The sequence below is a fragment of the Mesorhizobium sp. M4B.F.Ca.ET.143.01.1.1 genome (assembly GCF_004792275.1).
Taxonomy (GTDB): domain Bacteria; phylum Pseudomonadota; class Alphaproteobacteria; order Rhizobiales; family Rhizobiaceae; genus Mesorhizobium; species Mesorhizobium abyssinicae.
This window is the reverse complement of record NZ_SRSR01000007.1, coordinates 423,358-445,314: the sequence shown is the minus strand read 5'-3', so window position 1 is coordinate 445,314 and position 21,957 is coordinate 423,358. Positions and strand designations below refer to the sequence as shown.

At 65.3% G+C, this 21,957-nt stretch carries 17 protein-coding genes and 1 tRNA gene; 9 read left to right on the top strand and 9 right to left on the bottom strand.

Annotation, left to right across the window (positions count from 1 at the left end; genetic code table 11):
* Window positions 1-64 precede the first annotated feature (64 nt).
* The gene (locus EN786_RS20320; protein WP_127284498.1) at window positions 65-1,591 is read right to left on the bottom strand and encodes an ABC transporter substrate-binding protein; all 1,527 of its coding nucleotides are present in this window, start codon (window positions 1,589-1,591) and stop codon (window positions 65-67) included.
* A gap of 112 nt (window positions 1,592-1,703) precedes the next feature.
* Window positions 1,704-3,278 (bottom strand): NAD(P)/FAD-dependent oxidoreductase, encoded by a 1,575-nt coding sequence (locus tag EN786_RS20315; RefSeq protein WP_127284497.1) that lies wholly within the window; start codon window positions 3,276-3,278, stop codon window positions 1,704-1,706.
* Between the two features lie 118 nt (window positions 3,279-3,396).
* Between EN786_RS20315 and EN786_RS20310 the strand changes: the two genes are divergently transcribed.
* The 5 genes from EN786_RS20310 (at window position 3,397) to EN786_RS20285 (ending at window position 10,311) form a co-directional block, all read left to right on the top strand.
* Window positions 3,397-4,188: a cyclase family protein gene (locus EN786_RS20310; protein WP_127310356.1), complete on the top strand. Its 792-nt coding sequence runs from the start codon at window positions 3,397-3,399 to the stop codon at window positions 4,186-4,188.
* A 310-nt stretch (window positions 4,189-4,498) separates the two neighbouring features.
* Window positions 4,499-6,070: an NAD(P)/FAD-dependent oxidoreductase gene (locus EN786_RS20300; protein WP_127310355.1), complete on the top strand. Its 1,572-nt coding sequence runs from the start codon at window positions 4,499-4,501 to the stop codon at window positions 6,068-6,070.
* Window positions 6,070-6,552 carry a MarR family transcriptional regulator gene (locus EN786_RS20295; protein WP_127310354.1) on the top strand — a complete coding sequence of 161 codons (483 nt, stop codon included), beginning with the start codon at window positions 6,070-6,072 and terminating at the stop codon, window positions 6,550-6,552. Before EN786_RS20300 ends, EN786_RS20295 begins: the two co-directional genes overlap by 1 nt.
* A gap of 44 nt (window positions 6,553-6,596) precedes the next feature.
* Window positions 6,597-8,750, top strand: a complete 2,154-nt coding sequence (locus tag EN786_RS20290; RefSeq protein WP_127310353.1) for an indolepyruvate ferredoxin oxidoreductase subunit alpha — start codon at window positions 6,597-6,599, stop codon at window positions 8,748-8,750.
* Window positions 8,743-10,311: an indolepyruvate oxidoreductase subunit beta family protein gene (locus EN786_RS20285; protein ID WP_127310352.1), complete on the top strand. Its 1,569-nt coding sequence runs from the start codon at window positions 8,743-8,745 to the stop codon at window positions 10,309-10,311. Before EN786_RS20290 ends, EN786_RS20285 begins: the two co-directional genes overlap by 8 nt.
* A 116-nt stretch (window positions 10,312-10,427) precedes the next feature.
* On the opposite strand, the gene EN786_RS20280 is transcribed toward EN786_RS20285, so the two are convergent.
* Window positions 10,428-11,387 (bottom strand): phosphatase PAP2 family protein, encoded by a 960-nt coding sequence (locus tag EN786_RS20280; protein WP_189340510.1) that lies wholly within the window; start codon window positions 11,385-11,387, stop codon window positions 10,428-10,430.
* A 302-nt stretch (window positions 11,388-11,689) separates the two neighbouring features.
* Here EN786_RS20280 and EN786_RS37760 point away from each other — a divergent pair, with 302 nt between their 5' ends.
* Entirely contained in the window at window positions 11,690-11,851 is a 162-nt protein-coding gene (locus EN786_RS37760) for a hypothetical protein (RefSeq protein ID WP_187331360.1), read from the top strand.
* Window positions 11,852-11,888: 37 nt separating this feature from the next.
* Here the strand turns inward: EN786_RS37760 and EN786_RS20275 are convergent, their stop codons facing one another.
* From EN786_RS20275 to EN786_RS20265, 3 genes are all read right to left on the bottom strand, one after another.
* On the bottom strand, window positions 11,889-12,335 hold the full coding sequence (locus tag EN786_RS20275; protein WP_127310357.1) for a pyridoxamine 5'-phosphate oxidase family protein: 447 nt from the start codon (window positions 12,333-12,335) through the stop codon (window positions 11,889-11,891).
* 367 nt (window positions 12,336-12,702) lie between these two features.
* Window positions 12,703-14,526, bottom strand: a complete 1,824-nt coding sequence (locus EN786_RS20270) for an adenylate/guanylate cyclase domain-containing protein (protein ID WP_127310351.1) — start codon at window positions 14,524-14,526, stop codon at window positions 12,703-12,705.
* A 357-nt stretch (window positions 14,527-14,883) separates the two neighbouring features.
* A tRNA-Thr gene (locus tag EN786_RS20265) sits at window positions 14,884-14,959 on the bottom strand.
* Between the two features lie 354 nt (window positions 14,960-15,313).
* Between EN786_RS20265 and EN786_RS20260 the strand changes: the two genes are divergently transcribed.
* On the top strand, window positions 15,314-16,501 hold the full coding sequence (locus EN786_RS20260; RefSeq protein WP_135908763.1) for a hypothetical protein: 1,188 nt from the start codon (window positions 15,314-15,316) through the stop codon (window positions 16,499-16,501).
* 158 nt (window positions 16,502-16,659) lie between these two features.
* Here EN786_RS20260 and EN786_RS20255 read toward each other — a convergent pair whose 3' ends face one another.
* Window positions 16,660-18,261, bottom strand: a complete 1,602-nt coding sequence (locus EN786_RS20255; RefSeq protein WP_127311912.1) for a cisplatin damage response ATP-dependent DNA ligase — start codon at window positions 18,259-18,261, stop codon at window positions 16,660-16,662.
* 238 nt (window positions 18,262-18,499) lie between these two features.
* Complete coding sequence (locus EN786_RS20245; protein WP_127311930.1) at window positions 18,500-19,510, bottom strand: ligase-associated DNA damage response exonuclease; 1,011 nt, start codon at window positions 19,508-19,510, stop codon at window positions 18,500-18,502.
* A 106-nt stretch (window positions 19,511-19,616) separates the two neighbouring features.
* On the opposite strand from EN786_RS20245, the gene EN786_RS20240 reads away from it, so the two are divergent.
* Both EN786_RS20240 and EN786_RS20235 read left to right on the top strand, forming a co-directional pair.
* Window positions 19,617-20,549: a methyltransferase domain-containing protein gene (locus EN786_RS20240; protein ID WP_127311929.1), complete on the top strand. Its 933-nt coding sequence runs from the start codon at window positions 19,617-19,619 to the stop codon at window positions 20,547-20,549.
* An 83-nt stretch (window positions 20,550-20,632) separates the two neighbouring features.
* Window positions 20,633-21,007, top strand: a complete 375-nt coding sequence (locus tag EN786_RS20235; protein ID WP_127311928.1) for a hypothetical protein — start codon at window positions 20,633-20,635, stop codon at window positions 21,005-21,007.
* 4 nt (window positions 21,008-21,011) lie between these two features.
* Here EN786_RS20235 and EN786_RS20230 read toward each other — a convergent pair whose 3' ends face one another.
* The gene (locus EN786_RS20230; protein ID WP_135908761.1) at window positions 21,012-21,953 is read right to left on the bottom strand and encodes a glyoxylate/hydroxypyruvate reductase A; all 942 of its coding nucleotides are present in this window, start codon (window positions 21,951-21,953) and stop codon (window positions 21,012-21,014) included.
* Window positions 21,954-21,957 lie beyond the last annotated feature (4 nt).

Sequence of the window (21,957 nt, the reverse complement as noted above, 5' to 3'; positions counted from 1 at the left end):
GTATGCCCGGATGAAAAAATGCGCGCCGTCTTCGCGACGGCGCGCGGCAATCCAAGGCCGATGATCAGGCCGGGGTCATCAGCGCCGGCAGCAAGGCACCCGACACATGCTGCACCACATTGACACCCTTGGCGTGCACGATCGGCTGCGCATACTGGATCAGCGGCAGCACATAGGCCTGCTCGGCGATGTATTTGTCGACCGCCTTCCAGCCGGCGATACGCTTGGCCTCGTCCTTCTCGCCCCAGAGCGGGTTGATCATGTCGATCAGGTCCTTGCTGTCCCAGACCGAATGCGGGCTCGGGCCGTACATGGCAAAGCCGGTCGACGTCGTCGGATCGCCGATCGCGTTGCCCCAGTTGTAGAAGGCCGCCGGCGCCAGCTTGTCGGCGGCGCGCAGCTCATAGTGCTTGGCGATCTCGTAGACCTCGATCGTCGCCTCGATGCCGACCTTGCGCCACATGCCGACGATGGCCTGGATCATCTCATAATCCTTGGGCTTGAAGCCCTTGGTCGTCTGGATCGTGAACTTGACCGGCTTGTCCGGCGAAAAGCCGGAAGCGGCGAGCAGTTCTTTCGCCTTTTCCGGATTGTGCTCGACCTTGATCGAAGCATCGAAGGCCGTGTATTCCGGCGTCTCCAGCGTGGCGATCGGCTGGCCGTAGCCGCGCAGCAGCCGCTTGACCAGCAGCTCCTTGTCCACCGCCATCACCGCCGCCTGGCGGACGTTCTTGTCCAGCATCGCCTCGATGTCGTTGAAGAAGATCATGCCGATGTCGGAGACGTTCTTGATCGAGCCCGCGAGCCCGTCCTTAGTGATCAGCCGGTCATATTCCTCATAGGGGATCTCGAGCGTCACCTGCGAGGAGCCGGACTCGATCTCGGCGACGCGGCTCGCCGCGTCGGTGACGAACTTGATCGTCACGTTCTCGAAGGCCGGCTTGGCGCCCCAGTAGTTCGGATTGGCCTTTAGCCGCAGGAAGGCGTTGCGCTCGAACTTGTCGACCATGTACGGGCCGGTGCCGATCGGCGCCTTCTCGAAGCCCTCGGCGCCGACCTTCTCGTAATAGGCCTTCGGCATGATGTAGCCGGTCAGGAACGACATCCATTTGAAATAGACCGGGTCGAACTGCACGACGTCGCCGGTGATCTTGTTGCCGTCGATCTTGAAGTTGTTGACGTTCTTCCACACGAACTGGATCGGGTTGCCGGTCTTCTCGTCGCCGGCCCGCTGCAGCGACCAGACCACGTCCTCGGGCGTGAACGGCGAGCCGTCATGCCACTTCACCCCCTCGCGCACCGTCATCGTCACCTTGGTGCGGTCCTCGTTCCAGCCCCATTCGGTGAGCAGGCCGGGCGTGAAGGAAAGGTCCGGCTTCTGCGGGATGAACTGGTCGAACACCGACTGGTAGAGACCCTGGATCGTCGGGTTGACGGCGGAAGGCCCGGTCGTCGGGTCCCAGGACGGCAAATTGACGTTATAGGCGATGGTCAGTTCTCCCGCCGCCTTGGCTGCCTTCGGCAGGCCGAGCGCGGTCGCGCCGATCGCCGCCGCGCCGTATCCGAGCAAGTCACGTCTGTTGATGGTCATGGTCGTTCCCCTGTGGTTGTGCTTCTTTGCGCGGCATTCTCATTCGATCGTTGGGTTCAGGCTCCTTGGGCAACCGCGCCTTGCCCCCTGCATCCCGGAAAGATCGTCGCTCCTACCTCCCGCCCAGCTGTTCAGCGAGCATGAAGCCCGAGGCGGCGCCGGTGCCGGCGCCGGGCCATGTCGCGGCGCCGGTGAGGTAGAGGTTTGAGACCGGCGTGTTCCAGCCGGCGTAGCCACGGGCCGGGCGGAAAAGAAAATTCTGCGCCAGATGATGGCTGCCGCAGACCTGGTCGCCGCCGACGAGGTTCGGATTCTCGCGCTCGAGATCGAGCGGCGAGAAGACGGCTTGGCCGAGGATTTTTTGGCGCAGGCCCGGCGCGTAACTCTCGATGATCTCGAGCACGCGCTCGGCATAGGCGTCCTTGATCGCTTCCCACGGACCAGGCTCGATCCTGCCGGCCGCGTCGCCGAGGATTTCGGCCGGCAGCATGCGCACCTGCACCCACAGCACATGCTTGCCTGCGGGCGCGCGGGACGGATCGACGGCCGTCGGCTGACCGACAACCAGCACCGGCTGGTCCGGCAGCATGCCCGCTGTCGCCTGCTGGTAGGTGCGCGACATGGCGTCGAGCGAGGGCGAAAGATGCACATAGGCGAACTGGCGAAGCTCGGCCCCGGCGCTCCAGTCGGGCAGGTCGTCCACCGCCAGGTGGATCATCATCGTGCCTGGCGCGTAACGGAATTTCTTCATCGCCGCGTCGAAGCCGGCATCGCCCGAACCGTCGGGCAGAAGCTTGCCCGGCAGCGCCTTCGGCGCGACGCCGGCAATCACTGCCTTGCTGGCGACGTGGAAATCCCCGGACGCGAGCCGCACGCCGGTCGCCCGGCCGCCCGCGACCGTGATCTCGGCGACCTCGGCGCCGGTTGCGATCTTGCCGCCAGCCGCCGTCACCATGCCGGCAAGCGCGCGGATCATGCTGTCGGCGCCGCCTTTGCCCAGCACCATGCCGAAACTCTGGTTGGCCATCGATTCCAGATAGGGGAACACGGCGCCGCCGGCGATGTCGGGCGCGAAGTCGAGATGCATGCCCCAGGCGGCGAGCGTCGCGCGCACATGCGGCGTCTCGAAGTTTTCTTCCAGCCACGCGCGCGGCGACGAGAGCAGCAGCCGGCCGGTGTCGAGCGCGCCGGCGATGCCCTTCTTGCGCCAGAGCTTCCAGGCCGTGCCGGCCAGCGCGCGGGCGCTCATCGGCGAGCCCAGCAGCCGGAACAGATGCTCGGCTTCGCCCGGAAAGGCGTCGACAAGACGCCGCCAAGTATCGGCGTCCTCTGCGGAGAAGGCGGCCAGCCGCGCGGCGGTCTTCTCCAGGTCGTTGCTGACGCCGAACCATTTGCCGTCCGGGAAGGCGCTGGCGAAACAGTCCGCCACCGGAGCGAATTCCAGCCCGTGGTTTTTCAATTCATTTGCATATTTCCGGTGGAAGGCCGAGCCCGCGAACAGGCTCAGATTCATCGCGCCGAAATCGTGGCGGAAGCCGGGCAAGGTGAATTCGCGGGTCTGCACCGCGCCGCCGATTGCTGCACTGCGTTCAAAAACGGCTGTTTTCCAGCCTTTGCGCGCCAGATGCGCGGCGCATGCCAGACTGTTGTGGCCCGCCCCGACAATGATGGCGTCGAACTCGCTCACGCCTCGCCCCAAAATGCTTTATGCTTAAAGATAATTGCAGATGCATATGTTTTCGTCTAGTAGGATATTAAGGGCCGCAACGAGCCTCGATCTTCATCGACAAGAGGGAACTGAGACCATGGACACGCAAAAACTCCTCGGCGAGGTCGCCGGCCAGCTGCTTTCGGGCGCCATCCGCGTGGTCGACCTGTCGGCGCCGCTCGGGCCGAACACGCCGCTGATCAAGCTGCCGCCGGAGCTCGCCGTCGACACGCCGAAGGTCGAGATCCACGCCATCTCCAAATATGACAAGAACGGGCCGTGGTGGGCCTGGAACTGGCTGAAGCTCGGCGAGCATTCGGGCACGCATTTCGATGCGCCGCAGCACTGGATCACCGGGAAGGACTACCCGGACGGCGCCACCGACACCATTCCGGCGCAGAATTTCGTCGGCCCGGTCAATGTCATCGACTGCTCGAAGGAATCAGCCGCCGACCACGATTTCCTTCTCACCGTCGACCACATCAAGGCCTGGGAAGCCAAGCATGGCGCCATCAATCCCGGCGAGTGGGTGGTGATGCGCACCGACTGGTACAAGCGCAACGGCTCGGAGGCCGAGTTCCTCAACGCCAACGAGACCGGCCCGCACACGCCCGGCCCGACGGCGGAAGCCATCCAGTTCCTGATAAGCAAGGACATCAAGGGCTGGGGCTCGGAGACGATAGGCACCGATGCCGGCAAGGCCGGCGGCATGGAGCCGCCGTTCCCGGCGCACACGCTGATGCACAAGGCCAACCGCTATGGTCTGGCCAGCCTCTGCAACCTCGACCAGCTGCCGCCGAAAGGCGCGATCCTGATCGCCGCGCCGCTCAAGATCGAGCATGGCACCGGCAGCCCGATCCGCGCCCTGGCGCTGGTGCCGGGCAAATAGGGCGAGGTGGCGGTCTTCGGGAGAAGATCATGCTCGCAGGCAATGTCGTGATGATGAAGTCGAGACGGCCGTCTTGGAGCGTCAGCGCTCTGCGGCGCCCCCCTCTGTCCTGCCGGACATCTCCCCCACTTGGGGGGAGATTGGCAGTTTCGGCGCCCCGCTCAACCCTGCAACGAGGACAATTGGCGAAAGCCACGATGCAAGCTGATCTCCCCCCTTGTGGGGGAGATGCCCGGCAGGGCAGAGGGGGGCGCGAAGGAACGCGGCTTTGCGCGATTGACCTTCAACTGCCAGCACCCGGGAGCATCCAATGAACGCCCCCGACCACATCATCGTCGGCAGCGGCATCAACGCTCTCGTCTGCGCGGCGATGCTGGGCGGCAAGGGGGCGAAGGTGCTCGTGCTGGAGCGCAACGACCGCATCGGCGGCTGCATGCGCACCGAGGAGATCACCGCGCCCGGCTTCGTCCATGACGTGATGGCGACGACCTTCGTGCTGTTCATCACCTCGCCGGCCTTTGCAGCACTTGGCAAGGACCTGGCGCGGCATGGGCTGGAGTTCTGCCACACCGCGACCCCGACCGGCGTGCTGAGGCCCGACGGCAGCCATGCCGTGCTCAGCACCGACCGCGCCGCCAACATCGCGGCGCTCAACAAGGTCGCCTCGGGCGACGGCGACCGCCACGGCAACGATGTCGGTGGCGTCGAACGCAATGCCGGCCTGCTGTTCGGCCTGCTCGGCGGCGCCTTGTGGTCCTATCCGACGACCAAGCTGCTCACCGGCGAAGCCTGGCGGCGCGGGCCGCGCAACCTTGCCGCCTTCCTCGGCGAGGCGCTGGCGCCGGCGCGCGGCTGGCTGGAGACGGCCTACACATCCGAGACGATCCGTGCGCTCTGGGCGCCCTGGGTGCTGCATTCCGGCCTCGGGCCGGAAGACGCCTTTTCCGGGCAGATCGCCAAGGTTATTGCGTTTGCGCTGGAGGCTGCCGGCGCGCCGATCGTCAAGGGCGGGGCGAAAAACCTGCTTGCCGCCTTCGAGGCGCTGATCAAGGAGCGCGGCGGCGTGATTTCCACCGACGCGGACGTCGCCTCCATCATCCTCGAAGGCGGCCGCGCCACCGGTGTGCGGCTGGCCTCTGGCGAAACGGTGCACGCGAAAAAGAGCGTCATCTGCTCGGTCACGCCGACCCAGCTTTATGGCCGCCTGCTCGGCAGGGATGCGCCGGAAGCGGCTGTCGATGCGACGCGCGAATATCGCTACGGCAAGGGCAACTTCCAGATCCACTATGCACTCGACAAGCCGCCGGCCTGGCGCGGCGAGGGGCTGGACAAGGTGGCGTTGCTGCATCTGACGCCCGGCCTCGACGGCGTCTCCAAAGCCTGCAACGAAGCGCTGCGCGGCCTGCTGCCGGAAGTGCCGACCATCTGCGTCGGCCAGCCGCACGCGCTCGACCCGTCGCGTTGCCCGGCGGGCAAGGCGATCCTCTGGCTGCAGCTGCCCGAGTCGCCCAGACACATCAAGGGCGACGCCGTCGGCAAGCTGGATGCTCCGGCGGACGGGCAATGGACCGCCGAGTTGCGCGAGGCCTATGCCGACCGCGTCGAAGCGATCCTCGCCAACCACATCGACGGCTTCAGCGGCAGTGTGATCGCGCGTCGTGCCTATTCGCCGGCCGACCTCGAAGCGATGAACATCAACCTGGTCGGCGGCGATCCCTATGGCGGCTCGTCGACCATCGACCAGGCCTTCCTGTGGCGGCCGTTCAAGGCGAGCCGCAACCATGCGACCGGCATCAAGAACCTCTACCACATCGGCGCCTCGACCCATCCGGGCGCCGGGCTTGGCGGCGGCTCCGGCTACCTGCTGGCGGGGAGGCTGTGATGGAGGAGAAGGTCCACCAGAAGCGCCAGCGCATCTCGACCCTGGGCGAGATCGGCCTGCAGCAATTCGCGCCCTACCTGATGAACCGCATCATGGGCCGCTACAACGCCACGCTGCGCGAGGATTTCCGCAAGCAGGGCCTGACCATTCCGCAGGTCCGCACGCTGGCCGTGCTGTCGGTGACCGACGGCGTCACCGTCAATGACCTCTCGGTCTACACGGTGATCGAGCAGTCGACCTTGAGCCGGACGCTCGACACGCTTGAGGGGCAGGGCCTGGTGCGGCGTGAACAGGGTGTCTCCGACAGCCGCTTCCGCCATGTGTTCCTGACCGATGACGGCCGGGCCCTGTTCACCCGCGCCTGGCCGGCCATGCACGATGCCTTCGAGGCCATGTTCGACGGCGTCGACGACGCCGAATACGCGGCCCTGATCGCCATATTGCAGAAGATGCTCAAGAACATCCGCAAGCACGACATCTAGACGTACGCGCCGCCGGATGCCGGCGGCAACGGAAGGAGGCCACCATGGCCGAACGGTCTTTTGCCAAGGAAGTCGAGAAGCTCCGGCTCGGCGCCGGCCAGGAGTTCGCCGGCGAAGGCATTCTCGCCATCACCAAGGCTCTGCTGCAATGCGGCGTCGGCTATGTCGGCGGCTATCAGGGCGCGCCGATCAGCCATTTGATGGACGTGCTCGCTGACGCGCAGGACATTCTCGGAGAACTCGGCGTGCATTTCGAGGCGAGTGCCTCGGAAGCCACCGCCACCGCGATGCTTGCCGCCTCCGTGCACTACCCGATCCGCGGTGCCGCCACCTTCAAGTCGACGGTCGGCACCAATGTCGCTTCCGATGCGCTGGCCAATCTGGCGTCCGGCGGCGTCACCGGCGGCGCGCTGATCATCGTCGGCGAGGACTATGGCGAGGGCTCCTCCATCATGCAGGAGCGCAGTCATGCCTTTGCCATGAAGAGCCAGGTCTGGCTGCTCGATCCGCGCCCGAACCTGCCCTCGATCGTCAAGGCGGTCGAGGACGGCTTCGAGCTGTCGGAAGCCTCCAACACGCCGGTCATGCTGCAGGTGCGCATCCGCTGCTGCCACGTCCATGGCCACTTCGTCGCCAAGGACAACAAGCGGCCGCCAATGTCGGTGGCCGATGCGCTGGAGGCGCCGCGCCGCGACACCGGCCGCATCGTGCTGCCGCCCGCCTCTTTCCTGCATGAGAAGGAGAAGGTGGCGAAGCGCTGGCCGGCGGCGGTCGATTTCATCAGGAGCCGCAAGATCAACGAGATCTTCGGCTCCGATCATGGCTCCGTCGGCATCGTCATGCAGGGCGGCATGTACAATTCGGTCATCCGCGCGCTGCAGCGGCTCGGCCTCGCCGACACCTATGGCGACACCGACGTGTCGCTCTATGTGCTGAACGCCGTCTATCCGCTGGTCGACGACGAGTTCCTCGCTTTCTGCGAGGGCAAGCAAGCGGTGCTGGTCGTCGAGGAAGGCCAGCCCAACTACATCGAACAGGCTTTTGCCGCCATGCTGCACAAGGCCGGCCGCGGCACCAGGCTGGTCGGCAAGGAGCATTTGCCAATGGCCGGCGAATATACCGGCCAGGTCATGCTCGACGGCATCGGCTCCTTCCTGCGCGCGAACGCTCCGCATCTGCTGCCGGGCGAGGTGAGGGCGCCGAACAAATCAGGCGAAGGTGTCGATACGGCCGACCTGGTCAACGTCGTTCCCGGCCGCCCGCCGGGCTTCTGCATCGGCTGCCCGGAACGGCCGATCTTCGCCGCGACCAAGCTGGTCGAGCAGGAACTCGGCAAGCACCACATCGCCTCCGACATCGGCTGCCATCTGTTCTCGATCATGCCGCCCTTCGAGCTTGGCGCCACCACCATGGGCTACGGGCTGGGGCCGGCCTCGGCGTCCGCCTTCAATTCGCCTGACGCAAAACGCCGCTCGATCTCCTTCGTCGGCGACGGCGGCTTCTGGCACAACGGCCTGACCTCCTCGATCGGCAATGCGGTGTTCAACAAGAACGACGGCGTCATCGTCATCGTCGACAATTTCTACTCGGCCGCCACCGGCGGGCAGGACATCCTGTCCTCGCGCGCCTCGAACCGCACCAAATCCACAAAGCATCCGATCACGGAAGCGGTGAAGGGCATGGGCGTCAAATGGCTGCGCCACATCGACCGCACCTATGACGTAGGCAAGATGCAAGCGACGCTGCGCGAGGCGCTGACGACCGAGGAGAAGGGTCCCAAGGTCATCGTTGCGTCGTCCGAATGCATGCTGAACCGCCAGCGCCGCGAGAAGCCGCTGGTCGACAAGGCGATCAAGGGCGGCGAGCGCATCGTCAAGCCGAAGTTCGGCGTCGACGAGGACATCTGCACCGGCGACCACGCCTGCATGCGGCTCTCGGGCTGCCCCTCGCTGTCGGTCAAGTCGCTCGACGATCCGCTGCGCGACGATCCGGTGGCATCGATCGACCAGAATTGCGTCGGCTGCGGCAATTGCGGCGAGGTGGCGGACGCCGCCGTGCTTTGCCCGTCCTTCTACCGCGCCGATGTCGTCCACAATCCCGGCCGCTGGGACCGTTTCCTCGAAAGCGCGCGGCGTGCGGTGATCGGGCGTCTGCAGCGCCGCCGTGAAAGCCGCCGGCTGGTGTTTGCCGATGCTTGATCACAACGCAGCGCTGCGCCCGAAGGCGGGCGCCTCTGACGACGAGCGGGTGATAAAGCTCGCCGTGCTCGCCGTCGGCGGCCAGGGCGGCGGCGTGCTCGCCGACTGGATCACCGACGTCGCCGAGCGCAGTGGCTACATCGCCCAGTCGACCTCGGTGGCAGGCGTCGCCCAGCGCACGGGTGCGACGATCTATTACATCGAGATGGCCCGCGACACCGGCCGGCTGCCGGTCTTCGCGCTGTCGCCCTCGCAGGGCGACGTCGACATATTGATCGCCGCCGAGCTGATGGAAGCCGGCCGCGCCATCATCAGGGGATTCGTGACGCCCGAGCGCACGACGCTGATCGCCTCCTCGCATCGCATTGCCGCGGTGTCGGAAAAGATCGAGCCCGGCGACGGCCGCGCCTCGTCGGAGAGGGTGCACGCGACGGCGCAAGCCGCGGCCAGGCGGTTCATCGCCTTCGACATGGAAAAGATCGCCGCCGATAACGGCACCATGATCTCGGCCAGCCTGCTCGGCGCGCTGGCCGGTTCCGATGCGCTGCCCTTTGCGCGCGAAAGCTATGAGCAGGCGATCGGCGCCGGCGGCCGCGGCGTCAAGGCCAGCCTCGCCGCCTTCGCCGCCGCTTACGATCGCGCGCGCGGCATTGGGGCTGCACCGGCAGGCGAGCAGGCGGCGAAACATGCCGTCACCGAAGCCAAGTCAACGGCGAAGGTCCGTGGACCGGAAATCTTGCTGAAAGGCTGGCAGGAGCTGGCCGCCCGCGTGGGTGCCTTGCCAGAGCCGGTGCGCGACATGGCCGAACGCGGCCTGAAAAAAGTCGTCGACTACCAGGACATCGCCTATGGCGGCGAGTATCTCGACCGGCTGGACAAGGCCGTCGCGCTGGATGGCCCGGAGCACGCCTATGCGCTGTCGATCGCCGCGGCGAAACATCTGGCCAACGCCATGTGCTACGACGACATGATCCGCGTCGCCGATCTGAAGACCCGTTCAACCCGCGACAGACGCGTGCGCAAGGAGGTCGGCGTCAAGGACGGAACGGTCCTGCAGGTGACCGAGTACTTCCATCCGCGCATCGAGGAATTCTGCGGTACGCTGCCAGCCGGGCTGGGCAGCTATATCGAGGACAGGCCGAAACTTGCCGCTTTCCTCGACCGCCGCATCAATCGCGGCCGCCACATCCGCACCGACAGTTTCACCGGCTTCGCCATGCTGTGGGTCATTGGCGGCCTGCGCCGCTGGCGCCGCAGCCTGCTGCGCCACAAAGTCGAGGTCGAGCATCTGGAACGCTGGTACGAACTGGCGCTCGCCCACGCCCGCGAAGATTACGCGCTTGGCACGGAAATCCTGAACTGCCGCCGGCTGATCAAGGGCTACAGCGACACCCACGCCCGCGCCCAGTCGAAATTCGACCGCGTGCTTTCGGCGCTCCCCATGCTGAAGGGCCGCGACGATGCCGCCGACTGGACCCGCCGCCTGCGCGAGGCGGCGCTGAAGGACGAAAAGGGCGACATGCTGGATGGCGCGCTAAAGACGGTCGCGACGCTGGGATAGGGGGACAGCAAGGCTGCAGCCGCTCCTTTGGAAATCGTGGATTGCGGCTCGCCAAGACGGCAATGCGGGTTCCAAGGAACGGTTCTTGGCACTTTGGGAGATGGCCGGGGCCGAGATCACGCAGATATGTCGGAGATTGACGGAACGGGTAGAGCGTTGAGGCCTTGCGGGCGCGAGCCAATTGCCGAACGCCTCGGTCGGGTAACGAACGACACCGCTGAAATACAAAACCCGGCGACCCCTATGCCGGCGATGACGTCCACCACGTAGTGGTTCGATACGATGGCGGCGGAAGCTGCCATCAGTATGTTCAGGAGGAGCATGGGGTAGCGGAGCCATTTCGCATCCCACGCGGCCCATGCACAGAGGGCCGCAATGGCGGCGTGGACGGAAGGGAAAGTCATAATCCCTTCGGCTCGCCCAAAATCGAAAACAAAGTTGGAATTTGAATGGATCCCAATCAGTTCATCAAGGAAGACGGTCGCCAGCTTTCCGTCGATGTATTTTAGATTGCTGGGGTCCATATGGTAGACACTGTAGGTGCCTAGCGCTGGGTACCAGATAGAAATGACGCAGGAAACGAAGCAGATGACGGCATACGCAATTGTCATCTGATACGACCGCAGGACATGCCCGGTCGATGCCAACATAAAGGGCAGAATCAGGAGCTGGAAATGGAAGCTTCTGTAGGCGATGTTCAGGACGAATGAGAGATTTTTTCGGCTGTCCACGAAAGCGATCAAGGCTGGCCAGTTGATGCCCAGCGCCTGATCCATCTGCCGCAGTTCTTCGTCGGCCCAAGGCACGTTCGAGCGTGCGGCGAGATAGACCGCGATTGTGATCGGGAAAACGAGCAGCGTCCCGTAAAGAAAATTTTCCAGTGCGGCCCTGAACAGAGGTGCCCTGTTCAGAAGGCTGGCACTCGCCACGATGGCCGCAACGAGCAAAAGAGCTTCAGGGACGCCCAGAACGTTTTCGACTTTCAGGCCGAGCACTGACGCGAGTGAATAGACGACGGCATAGGAAAAAGCCGTCAATCCGCTCAGAATGTACCTTGATGCCGAGATGTCGCTCATGTGTGACTCCATATGGATGTCACCATGAAAGACAATAATTAACATTGAACGCAGAAGTTGTAGTTGTTTGAAACTAGTAACTTGAAGTATCTGCAGCTAAATTAGAGTAGTCTAATATTCGATACTAATATGCCAACGGATGTTTGCGAAGATGAAGATTTGTAGTCGACATGCGGTCGGGTGGATTCTGGCATTGACCGCTGCGAGCGGGCCAAGACTTTCATAACACTGACGTCGCCAAATACGGCTTGACGCGCCGCGGTGGTACAATTGCGATTGGAGGGGAAACTGGTGCCGCTTGCGTGCCTCGAACACGCGACCTCATCATTAGCGGCCCGGGAAGCGCTAGGCCTCGCGGCGATGCCGCCGACTGGATCCGCCGCCTGCGCGAAGCCGCGCTGAAGGACGAGAAGGGCGACATGCTGGATGGCGCGCTGAAGACGGTGGCGACGCTGGGCGGATAGGCTCCGGAGACGCTCCGGTTGCTGCCGTGGACGCCGGCTATTCAGTCGCTTCCCGTCCCGAGACCTGCTCGACGAGGATCCGGAAAAAGACATGCGGCAGGCTCTCTGAAAGAGGAGGCGTGACAGGCTTGAGCGCGCCGGGCTCCCACCAGTCGGCGTGCTTGCTCAGCACTGCCCAGGCATGGTCGCGTTGAACCTTGTGGCCGATCCGGTCCGGCAGTTCCTCATAGCGGCCCTCGAGGATCACGCTTTTCCAGCCGCGCCCCTGCGTGTGTTCCTGCACCTGCGCGCACACCAGGGGATTCTCCCGCATCCAGTCGACCTTCTTGCCCAACAGGGAGAAGGCATAGAGGTGGTTGTCGGCATAGGCGTAGTTGAAGGGCACGACATAGGGTTGTCCGTCCTTCGCGCAGGCCAAATGTCCGGTGCGGTTGGCCGCCAGCATTTTCGTGCATTCCAGGGTGGAGAGCGTGCGGATCATCATCTGTGTGACCTCCCTTTTCCAGCCGGCTTCGGCCTCGCGAATTTCTGCCGATCGGTTCTTGCCGATATTAGCGCAGGATACGTCCTCGCTCACTGCTATGGATCAAATTCGTTATGGGGCGAATGCCGTGCCAAACCGCACCGATCGGCAGCGCCCGCGTTGGAAACGGCGCGGGCGTTTCGACTGCCGCTTCGGTGATGATCGCAGGGTTAGGCGCGAAAAGCTGGATCGCTCGGGCCGGCGATCCACACAGCCTATGCGTTTGCCTCGCGTCCCGAGACCTTTTCGACAAGGACCCGGACCTGCGGCACGCTGTCCGACTTGGGGGCGTAACGCGCGGGAGAGCGCATCCTTGCAGCCGCGATGATCACTCCGGCACGCCGGCGATGCTCAGCGCCTCGACGTAACGCTCGGCGAACACCTTGTCCAGCCACGGGTTGATCTGTCTCTGCAGGGTGAGTGTGTATGTCGGGAAAGCCTCCATCAGCCGACGCGCCGCCGCCTGCGCCTCGTGAAGCCGGTTGAGTTTGACCAGCGCCATGATAACCACCCGGTGCGACGAGCCGTAGTTCGGCATCTCGTGCAGCGCGCGTTCTCCCCATGCCAGCGCTTCCTCGTAGCGCTCGAGCATCAGGTAGCTCATGCCGATGCCGGAGAGCGCAATGCCCTTCTCGGGATCGACCGGGCTCAGCCGCATGGCCCTGTGAAAGTGCTCGATCGCGACGAGCGGGCGGCTGGAATGCGCGTTCACCCAGCCGCAGCCCGTATGGCCCTGCGCCGAATTGGGGTTGAGCAGCAGGGATCGTTCGATCGTGCGCAGCGCCATCTCGTATTCTTTCGCGCTGTAGGCGATCACCTGCGCGGCGAAGCGCAGGCTCGTGGGGTCGTCGCGCGCTTCCGCCAGCACCTCGCGCGCCATGCGCGCGGCGACGCGGGTATCGTCCGGCTCATGCCAGCACTGGCTCACGGACAGGCTGCGGATATAGGCGCCGAGTCCCTTCGCCAGGTTGAAGCCGGGGTCGATGCTGAGCGCCTCGTTGGTGAGCCGGCGCACGTCGGCAAAGCCTTCGCGCGTCATGCTGTAGAAGCGCGGCAGCGCGCGAAGGTAGAGGTCGTAGGCGCTTATGTAGTCGGTCGGCTTCATGCGCGCCTGCTTGATCTCCTCCAGCCGGATGCTCGGCTCGACAGCGCCGACGACGCTCTCGGTCACCTTGTCCTGCAGGTCGAAGATGTCGCTCAGGTCGCCCTCGAAACGGTCGGTCCAGATATGGTGTCCGCTGATCGCGTCCACCAACTGCCCACTGATGCGCACCCGCGATCCTGCTCTGCGGATGCTGCCCTCGAGCACGTAGCGGACGCCCAGCTCGCGCCCGACCTGGCGCAGGTCCACCGCCCGGCCCTTGTAGGTGAAGGACGAATTGCGGGCGATCACGAAGAAGGAATTCACCCGGCTCAATCCGGTGATGATGTCCTCGACCAGCCCGTCGGCGAAGTATTCCTGGTCGGGGTCGCCGCTCATGTTGGTGAAAGGCAGGACTGCGATCGAGGGTCTCTCGGGCAAGGGAGGCGGTGCAGCCACCGCGGCGCTGGCGTCAGTCTCGACGCGGTAGGCGCGCACGGGCCGCTCGATGTTCTTCAGACGCAGCTCGCCGAGCGGCGTGAAGCCGCAGTCGAGCTTGCCCTGAAGGTGGTCGTAGGCGGTGCCCGAGACGACCACGGTGCCGGGATCGGCGATGCCTTCGAGGCGGGCGGCGATGTTGACCCCGTCGCCGTAGAGGTCGCCGTCCTCCTCGCAGACCACGTCGCCGAGATTGACGCCGATGCGCAAGTGAATCCGCTCGTCCTCGGCCGTCTCCGCCTCGCGGTCCGCCACGGCCTGCTGGATCGCGATCGCCGCGTTCACTGCGTTGACGACGCTGGCGAACTCGCACAGCATGCCGTCGCCGGTGCGCTTGACGATCCGACCCCGGTGCTCGGAGACCAGTGGTTCGAGGAGATCCTTGCGGTAGATTTTCAGCCGTTCGAGCGTGCCTCGCTCGTCGCGTTCCGTCAGGCGCGAATAGCCGACCACGTCGCAAGCTAGGATCGCCGCGAGGTGACGCTGCGTGGTCGTTGCACCCGTCGGCCAGGCGTCCGCACGCGGACCGCCTCCCGCCCATGTCCTGCCGACTTCCAGACGCGCCGCGCGCATGGTTCCCATCTCTCCCAGTCCTCCGCCCTTCGCCGATGCGGAACGCAGCTTGACTTTGCCTATCCCTGGGACGCTGACGCACCACGCCCAGAAGGCCGGAGATATTTCCCGCTCTGTGTAACCGGCTGACGCCACCGTGGCGGTGCTTTTGTATCGGCCATCGTCGCCAGAGATCGCTCAAACCTCAGCAGCGTCTGCACCGGATGGCTGGGAAAGCTGGCGACGACAGCGGCCAGATTTCAAAATGGAGACACGACCCGACCTGCCAACGAAGTCATCCGAGGTGGATTTTCGGGTGGTTGGAATGCCACCCAGCTCCAGTGTATCCTCTTGGAAATAAAGCATTTCGAGAGGAACTGGTGCCGCTTGCGTGACTCGAACACGCGACCCCATCATTACGAATGATGTGCTCTACCAACTGAGCTAAAGCGGCCCGGGAAGCGCTAGGCCTCCAAGATGGGCTGCGTGATAGACTCAACCCGCCGCGAATTCAAGATGGCTTGCGGCGAATTCAAATAAGCAACCGCGAATTCGGGCCGGAACTGGCAATTCGCGCCGGCTCCGGGTCTGCCTCAAAGCAGCCGCAGGAGCAATGCGACGCCGGTCCGAAGCACGGCGCTTGGCGGCTGGTGCGGGACCGCCTCGGCGAAATAGGTTGATTTCCTTGAAAAAAACCGCCGAAATCCGGTTTGACCGGTTGCGCCGCGCAGAATGCGGCCGCCGGCCCGTTGATTGATTGGCCGCCTGCCGCTAACGATCATGGCAGGAATGTGCAGAGGGATTTGGCTTGGACGCGATCGAAAAAGCGATCCGCAACGCCTTCGAGAAGGGCAATGCCGAGGACCGCGTCTTTCGCGAGCGGGTCTATCGCTCGGCCTTTGCCGCGCTCGACCGCGTGCTGCAGGCCAATCCGAACGTGACCGTGGAAATTGCCATCAAGCGCCGCAAGGCGGTGCAGGCCAAGATCGCCGAGATCGAATCGGAGTTCCTGCCGGCGGTCCCCGATGTCGCCGTGCTGGATGAGAGTGACACGGCGGCGGCGGTTGCCCCTGAAATCGCCGTGTCGGACGAGACCGCCGTGCCGGCGCCCACAGTGGAACCGCCGACGCAAGCCGCGCCCGCCCAGCCGTCGCCGGCGATCGTGGTCGATGGCCCTGTGCAGCCTTCAGCCTCCGATGCGCCACGCTCGCGCGTGCTGCCTGTCGTCCCCGACATCATGCCGGGCGACCTTCCCGATGCGCCGACGCTCGATTCGCCGGCATCCGCCGCGGCTGAAGACGGCGAGGCGGAGGTGGCGCCGGACCGCGACGAGCGGCGGATCAGGGGACGTCGCCTGCCGCTGACGGCAATCTTCCTCGGCGTGACGCTGCTGGCCGCCGCCGGCATCGGGCTCTATTTCGCCAAGCAGACCGGCGTCTTCAAGACCGCGGCCGAACTCGACACCGGCCCGCCCCAGGCGCCGCCGACGGTCGAGGACGACGAGGCGGCCGAGCCGCCCGCCGGGTCGCCGGAAAAACAGGGCGAGGCCGCGCAGCAGCGCGACTGGATCAGTGTCTTCTCACCGGCTGACCCGACCCATGTCGCGGCGCCCGCCGACGCCAAGGCCGAGGTGATGCAGGACGACACCGGCTCGTTCCTGCGCATCCGCTCCGGCGCTTCCGGCTCGGCCATCGCCTTCGACGTCGGCCAGGGCGTGCTGGAAAAGCTCGTCGGCAAGCATGCCATGTTCGACATCGTCGCCCGCTCGGAAGAGGGCAAGGAGACGCAGATCTCGGTCGACTGCAATTTCGGCGAGCTCGGCGATTGCGGCCGCAAGCGCTATGCGGTCGGTCACGAGCGCAACGAATATCTGTTCGACGTGCAGTTCCCGGACAAGCAGCCGGGCGCGGCCGGCACCATTGCCATCAACTCCGACTTCGACAAGCAGGGCAAGTCGGTCGATATCTACGAGGTCCGCGTCTCGATCGCGCAGTAGCGTCGCTCGACCCATCGACCTAGGCGCAGCACCCCACCCGCGCCTTCGGCGCGACCTCCCCATCAAGGGGAGGTAGGGTTGGCGCGACATCCTACCTCCCCTCGATGGGGAGGTCGGCGCGAAGCGCCGGGTGGGGTGAAGCGCCTGCGGCGGATTTCCTAGCTGTCCAGCAACGCCTGCAGCGTCTCGATGCGGTCCGCCTCGGCCGCCGGCTTGTCCCAGCGCAGCCGTGAAATACGCGGAAAACGCATGGCGACGCCCGATTTGTGTCGGGTCGAGCGGTTGAGCCCCTCGAATGCCACCTCTAGCACCAGGCCGTTGTCGCGGTCGGCGCGAACCGAGCGCACCGGGCCGAAGCGCTCGACAGTGTTGTCGCGGACATATTTGTCGATCTGCTTGAGCTCCTCGTCGGTGAAGCCGAAATAGGCCTTGCCGACCGGCACCAGCTCTTCCGCGCCTTCCGGGCCCGACCAGACGCCGAAGGTGTAATCGGAGTAGAAACTCGAGCGCTTGCCATGGCCGCGCTGCGCATACATCAGCACCGCGTCGACCGTGTGCGGATCGCGCTTCCATTTGAACCACGGACCCTTCGGCCGGCCGGCGAGATAGGGCGAATCCCAGCGCTTCAGCATCACCCCTTCGATGATCGGATGCGGCGGCGCCTGGCGAAGCTCTTCCAGCGCCTGCCAGTCGGGGAATTCGACCAGCGGCGAGAGGTCGAAGCGGCTTGGATCGAGCGTGCCGATGAAGGCTTCGAGGCGAGTCCGTCTTTCGCGCAAAGGTAGGGCGCGCAAATCCTCGCCGCCGATGTGCAGTGCGTCGTAGCAACGCATGAAGGCCGGATATTGCTGCTGGATTTTCGACGACACGCTCTTGCGGTTCAGCCGCTGCTGCAGGTCGGAAAAGGTACCCGTCGCTTCACGCGGATCGCCGACCAGCAATTCGCCGTCGAGCGCTGCCTCGAAATCCATCGCCGCGGCGAGGTCGGGAAAGGCGCCGGAGACGTCGTCGCCGGTGCGCGAATAGAGCCGGCGGATGCCGCCTTCGCACACCGCCTGGACGCGGATGCCGTCCCATTTCCATTCGGCCGCGTAGTCGGCCGGATCGAGCTTTTCGAGATCGCCGTCGCCGACCGGATTGGCCAGCATCACCGGACTGAACAGCGCCAGCGCGGTCCGTTCGGGCTTGCCGGCCTTGCCCTCCAGCCAGGCGAACAGCGAGATGTAGGGTGGCGTCAGCCCGTGCCACAGCTCCTCGATTTCGGTGACGTCGACCTGGCCGAGATCGGCCAGCGCCTGCTTGGCAAGCCGCGCCGAAACGCCGATGCGCAGGCCGCCGGTGACCAGCTTGATGATGGCGAAGCGCGCCGAGATGCTGGCGCTGTCGAGCAGCCTCGCCAGCACCTTCGGCCCGTCGGAGCGGCTCGCCGCCTGCAGCTTGCCGACCACCTCGGCCAGCGTCGGCGCGTGGTTCGGGATATTTCCGGGCGCTTGCGGCCAGACCAGCGACACCGTCTCGGCGAGGTCACCGACATAGTCGTAGGAATAGCCGAACAGCACCGGGTCCATGCGCTCGACCACCAGCGCCCGCAGCATCGCCGGCTTCACCGCCGCGATCGACAGGTCCCCGGTGATCGCTGCCAGCGCCAGCCCGCGGTCCGGGTCTTCGACGCTGCGGAAATAGTCGGTCAGCAGCGTCAGCTTGCCGTTGCGCGACGGCGTCAGCACGAGGCGGTCGAGGAGCTCGGCGAAGCGGTTCATGGCTGGGCGCTCTGCGCAAATTGCGAAAGCTGGCGCGAGGCCCCCCTCTCTGGCCTGCCGGCCATCTCCCCCTCAAGGGGGGAGATCGGATGTCGCGCCGGCTTTCGCCAATCTCCAGCGCCGCGAGGGATGCGTCGGCATCGAAACTGCCAATCTCCCCCCTTGAGGGGGAGATGTCCGGCAGGACAGAGAGGGGGGCCGTAGAGCGCTGCGATGGCGACTGGCAAGCTATGTCCCATCAATCGCCCTCATCCTCATAGCCCACCAGATGCAGCGGCCGCGCCGCGATGCCTTCCAGCTCGCACCAGCGCACCAGCGCTTCCTCGCGGCCGTGGGTCACCCAGATTTCCGAAGCACCCGTCTCATTGATCGTGGCGGTCAGCTCGTCCCAGTCGGCATGGTCGGAGATGATCAGCGGCAGTTCGACGCCGCCCTGCTTGGCGCGCTGGCGGATGCGCATCCAGCCCGAGGCGAAGCAGGAGATCGGGTCGGGAAATCGCCGCGCCCAGCGGTCGGCGAAGGCCGCCGGCGGGCCGACGACGATGGCGCCCGCGAAATCGTCCTTGCCGCCGCTGTCGACCGTCGCCGGGTCGAGCTGCCCGAGGTCGATGCCCTGGCTCTGGTAATATTCGCTGAGCTTCGCCAGCGCGCCATGAATATAGATCGGCCTGTCGTGGCCGCAGTCGCGCAAGAGCCGCATGACGCGCTGTGCCTTGCCGAGCGCATAGGCGCCGATCAGGTGCGAACGCTCCGGAAACTGCGCCGCCGATTTCAGCAGCCGGACGATTTCCTCGGTGTCCGGCGGATGGCGGAACACCGGCAGGCCGAACGTCGCCTCGGTGATGAAGATGTCGCAAGGGATCGGCTCGAACGGCTGGCAGGTGGCGTCCTTCTGGCGCTTGTAGTCGCCGGAAGCGACGATGCGCATGCCCCGATGCTCGACCGCGATCTGCGCCGAGCCCAGCACATGGCCCGCCGGATGAAAGCTGATCGACACGCCGTTGAGGTCGATCATCTCGCCGAGGACGGCGGCCTGCGTGGCCCCGGCAAAATCCTCGCCATAGCGCAACGCCATGATGTCGAGCGTCTGCCGGGTCGCGAGCACCGAGCCGTGGCCGGAGCGCGCATGGTCGGAATGGCCGTGCGTAATCAGCGCGCGGGCCACCGGCCGCACCGGGTCGATAAAGAAATCGCCGGGCGGGCAGTAGAGGCCCTCGGGGCGGGGCTTGAGCAGGTCGCTGGCGCGCATGGCTTGAAGATAGTGGCTAGATCCGGCGCGGGAAGCCTGTTGCCAGAGACTGCTGACTCATCCTACAGCCAGCCGCCGGTCAGATCGCCGGTGGGATCCTTGCACCATGAAACCGTTCCAGGCCTCATCCGGCGACCTGACCGCCGACCGCCGCGCCGACTTCGCCGAGATGCTCGGCGCCTCCGGCGATCCCACTGCTGCGGCGGAGCTGCTGCTCGGCGCGCTCGAGCTGGCGCCGCAATGGTCAGCCGGCTGGTTCCGCCTCGGCGAGATGCAGGAAGCCGCCGGCCAGCCCGATCAGGCCGCGCAGGCCTGGGCGATGGCGTTGCGGCTGGAGCCGGCGGACCGGCTGGGCGCCGCGCTGAAGCTGCAGCTGATCGGCAAGGCGCCGGCTGCGGCAGGCCCGCCCAGCGCCTTCGTCGAGACCCTGTTCGACCAGTATGCAGCTACCTTTGAGGAGTCGCTCGTCGGCAAGCTCGGCTACCGGATGCCAGATTTCCTCGATCAGGCCATTCGATCGGTCCGGCCGGGCCGCTTCTCTCTGGCGGTCGACCTCGGCTGCGGCACCGGCCTGATGGGCGAAAGGCTGCGGCCGATCGCCGACCGGCTGGAGGGCTGCGACATCTCGGCGGCCATGCTGAAGCAGGCGCGGGCCAAGGGCATTTACGACCGGCTCGTCAAGGCCGACCTGCAGGATTTTGCCTTTGCCGGCCTGAAGGCCGACCTGGTGGTGGCGGCCGACGTGTTCATCTATGTCGGCGCCCTTGAAGGCATTGTGAGGACCGTCGCCGGCATGCTTTCCGAGGATGGATTGTTTGCCTTCTCGGTCGAGACGCTGGCTGGTGGAGAGCTGGCCGGCGGCAACGGTTTCGCGCTGCGGCCGTCACGCCGCTATGCGCATTCGCAAGGCTACGTGCGGGACGTTCTGGCCGCCAGCGGCTTTTCGATCTTGTCGCTGGACAGCACGATCGTCCGCCACGACCGCCACGAGCCGATCGATGGCCTCGCCGTGGTGGCGGGGAAATCGTCGACGTCGTGAACCTGCGCCAGGTTCCTGCTGCGAAAAAGCCCGAATCTCGTGTCGGGGTTGTGCCGGGGCGGACACAGAAAGAGAGGGACACCATGCGCTGGAACATGATGGCCTTGGCCTCGTGCCTGGCAATGGCCGGCTGCGTCGGCGGCACCTCGATGTCGGAACGCCAGGACGCGGATGTGCAGTCCTCGCTGCAGTATGACAGCGTGCCTTGCGATCAGTTGATTGCCCAGCGCAATGGTCTGGCCGAGCAAAATCACCTGCCGACGACCGCCAAGACGACCTTCTCCAACCCGGCCATGGGTTTCGGTCCGTTCACGCCCGACATGCGCTCCAAGGCGACGCTCGACAGCGACAGGGCAAGCGGCCAGATCGACGCCATGAACCGGTCGATCGAGCGCCGCGACTGCGGCCAGCCGAAAAAGAAGAACAAGTTCGAGCTGCCCGGCTCGAAGCCGTCTTGAGGATTTAGTATCCGGCCTCGCGGTCGACGATATTGTCGAGCTTCTCGCCGCGCTCGTAAGCCGCCATCTGCCGCAGCATGATCGGCACCAGATGCACGGGATCGGAGGTCGCCGCCGCATGCGGCGTCACGAACACTTTCGGATGCGCCCATAGCGGGCTGGTCTTCGGCAGTGGCTCGACCTCGAACACGTCGAGGCTCGCCTCCTTCAGCGTGCCGTCCTCCAGCGCGCGCAGGATGTCGGCATCCTTCTGCAGGCGTCCGCGTCCGGCATTGATCAGCACCGAGCCGCCGAGGCCGTTGCGCTTGCGCAGTTCCTTCAGAAGGCTGTAGTTGACGATGCCTTGTGTCTGGGCCGTCAGCGGCAGCAGCACCACCAATATGTCGGTGGCGTTGAGGAAAGGGATCAGCCCGGCCTCGCCCGCATAGGTGGAAACACCTTTCATCGACCGCTCCGTCCGCGACCAGCCATTGACCGCGAAGCCCAGCGACAACAGCACCGACGCCGCCGCGCGGCCGAGATTGCCGAGCCCCATGATGCCGACCGAGATGTCGCCGGCCGGCCGCTGCGGCGGCTCGTGCCAGGTCTTCTTCTTCTGCTGCGCTTGATAGAGCATGCCCTGGCGGTGATGGTCGAGCACGCGCCAGACCACGTACTCGGTCATGTATTGGGTGAGGTTGTCGGCGACCACCTTGACGATCGGCACGTCGGGCAGGCCGGGATCGGCGAAGATATGGTCGACGCCGGCGCCGATCGAGAAGATGGCGCGCAGATTGGGCAGGGACGAAAGCAGGTTGGCCTTCTGCTTCCACACCACCGCATAGGTGATCGAGGGATCGCTGGCGCCGTCCGGCTCCAGCACCACCTCGCGCTCGGCCGAGAGCAGCTCGCGCCAGCGCTGCGGATGAAAGCCGGTGACGGCAAGCAGGACGCGGCCTTTTTCCATGTGC

Coding starts and splice junctions, on each gene's coding strand:
- EN786_RS20320 (WP_127284498.1), bottom strand. CDS start 1,591: ATGACCATCAACAGACGTGACTTGCTCGGATACGGCGCGGCGGCGATC.
- EN786_RS20235 (WP_127311928.1), top strand. CDS start 20,633: ATGCGCTGGAACATGATGGCCTTGGCCTCGTGCCTGGCAATGGCCGGC.
- EN786_RS20295 (WP_127310354.1), top strand. CDS start 6,070: ATGGAGGAGAAGGTCCACCAGAAGCGCCAGCGCATCTCGACCCTGGGC.
- EN786_RS20245 (WP_127311930.1), bottom strand. CDS start 19,510: ATGCGCGCCAGCGACCTGCTCAAGCCCCGCCCCGAGGGCCTCTACTGC.
- EN786_RS20300 (WP_127310355.1), top strand. CDS start 4,499: ATGAACGCCCCCGACCACATCATCGTCGGCAGCGGCATCAACGCTCTC.
- EN786_RS20275 (WP_127310357.1), bottom strand. CDS start 12,335: ATGATGATCCGCACGCTCTCCACCCTGGAATGCACGAAAATGCTGGCG.
- EN786_RS20310 (WP_127310356.1), top strand. CDS start 3,397: ATGGACACGCAAAAACTCCTCGGCGAGGTCGCCGGCCAGCTGCTTTCG.
- EN786_RS20280 (WP_189340510.1), bottom strand. CDS start 11,387: ATGAGCGACATCTCGGCATCAAGGTACATTCTGAGCGGATTGACGGCT.
- EN786_RS20230 (WP_135908761.1), bottom strand. CDS start 21,953: ATGGAAAAAGGCCGCGTCCTGCTTGCCGTCACCGGCTTTCATCCGCAG.
- EN786_RS20240 (WP_127311929.1), top strand. CDS start 19,617: ATGAAACCGTTCCAGGCCTCATCCGGCGACCTGACCGCCGACCGCCGC.
- EN786_RS20290 (WP_127310353.1), top strand. CDS start 6,597: ATGGCCGAACGGTCTTTTGCCAAGGAAGTCGAGAAGCTCCGGCTCGGC.
- EN786_RS20285 (WP_127310352.1), top strand. CDS start 8,743: ATGCTTGATCACAACGCAGCGCTGCGCCCGAAGGCGGGCGCCTCTGAC.
- EN786_RS20255 (WP_127311912.1), bottom strand. CDS start 18,261: ATGAACCGCTTCGCCGAGCTCCTCGACCGCCTCGTGCTGACGCCGTCG.
- EN786_RS20270 (WP_127310351.1), bottom strand. CDS start 14,526: ATGCGCGCGGCGCGTCTGGAAGTCGGCAGGACATGGGCGGGAGGCGGT.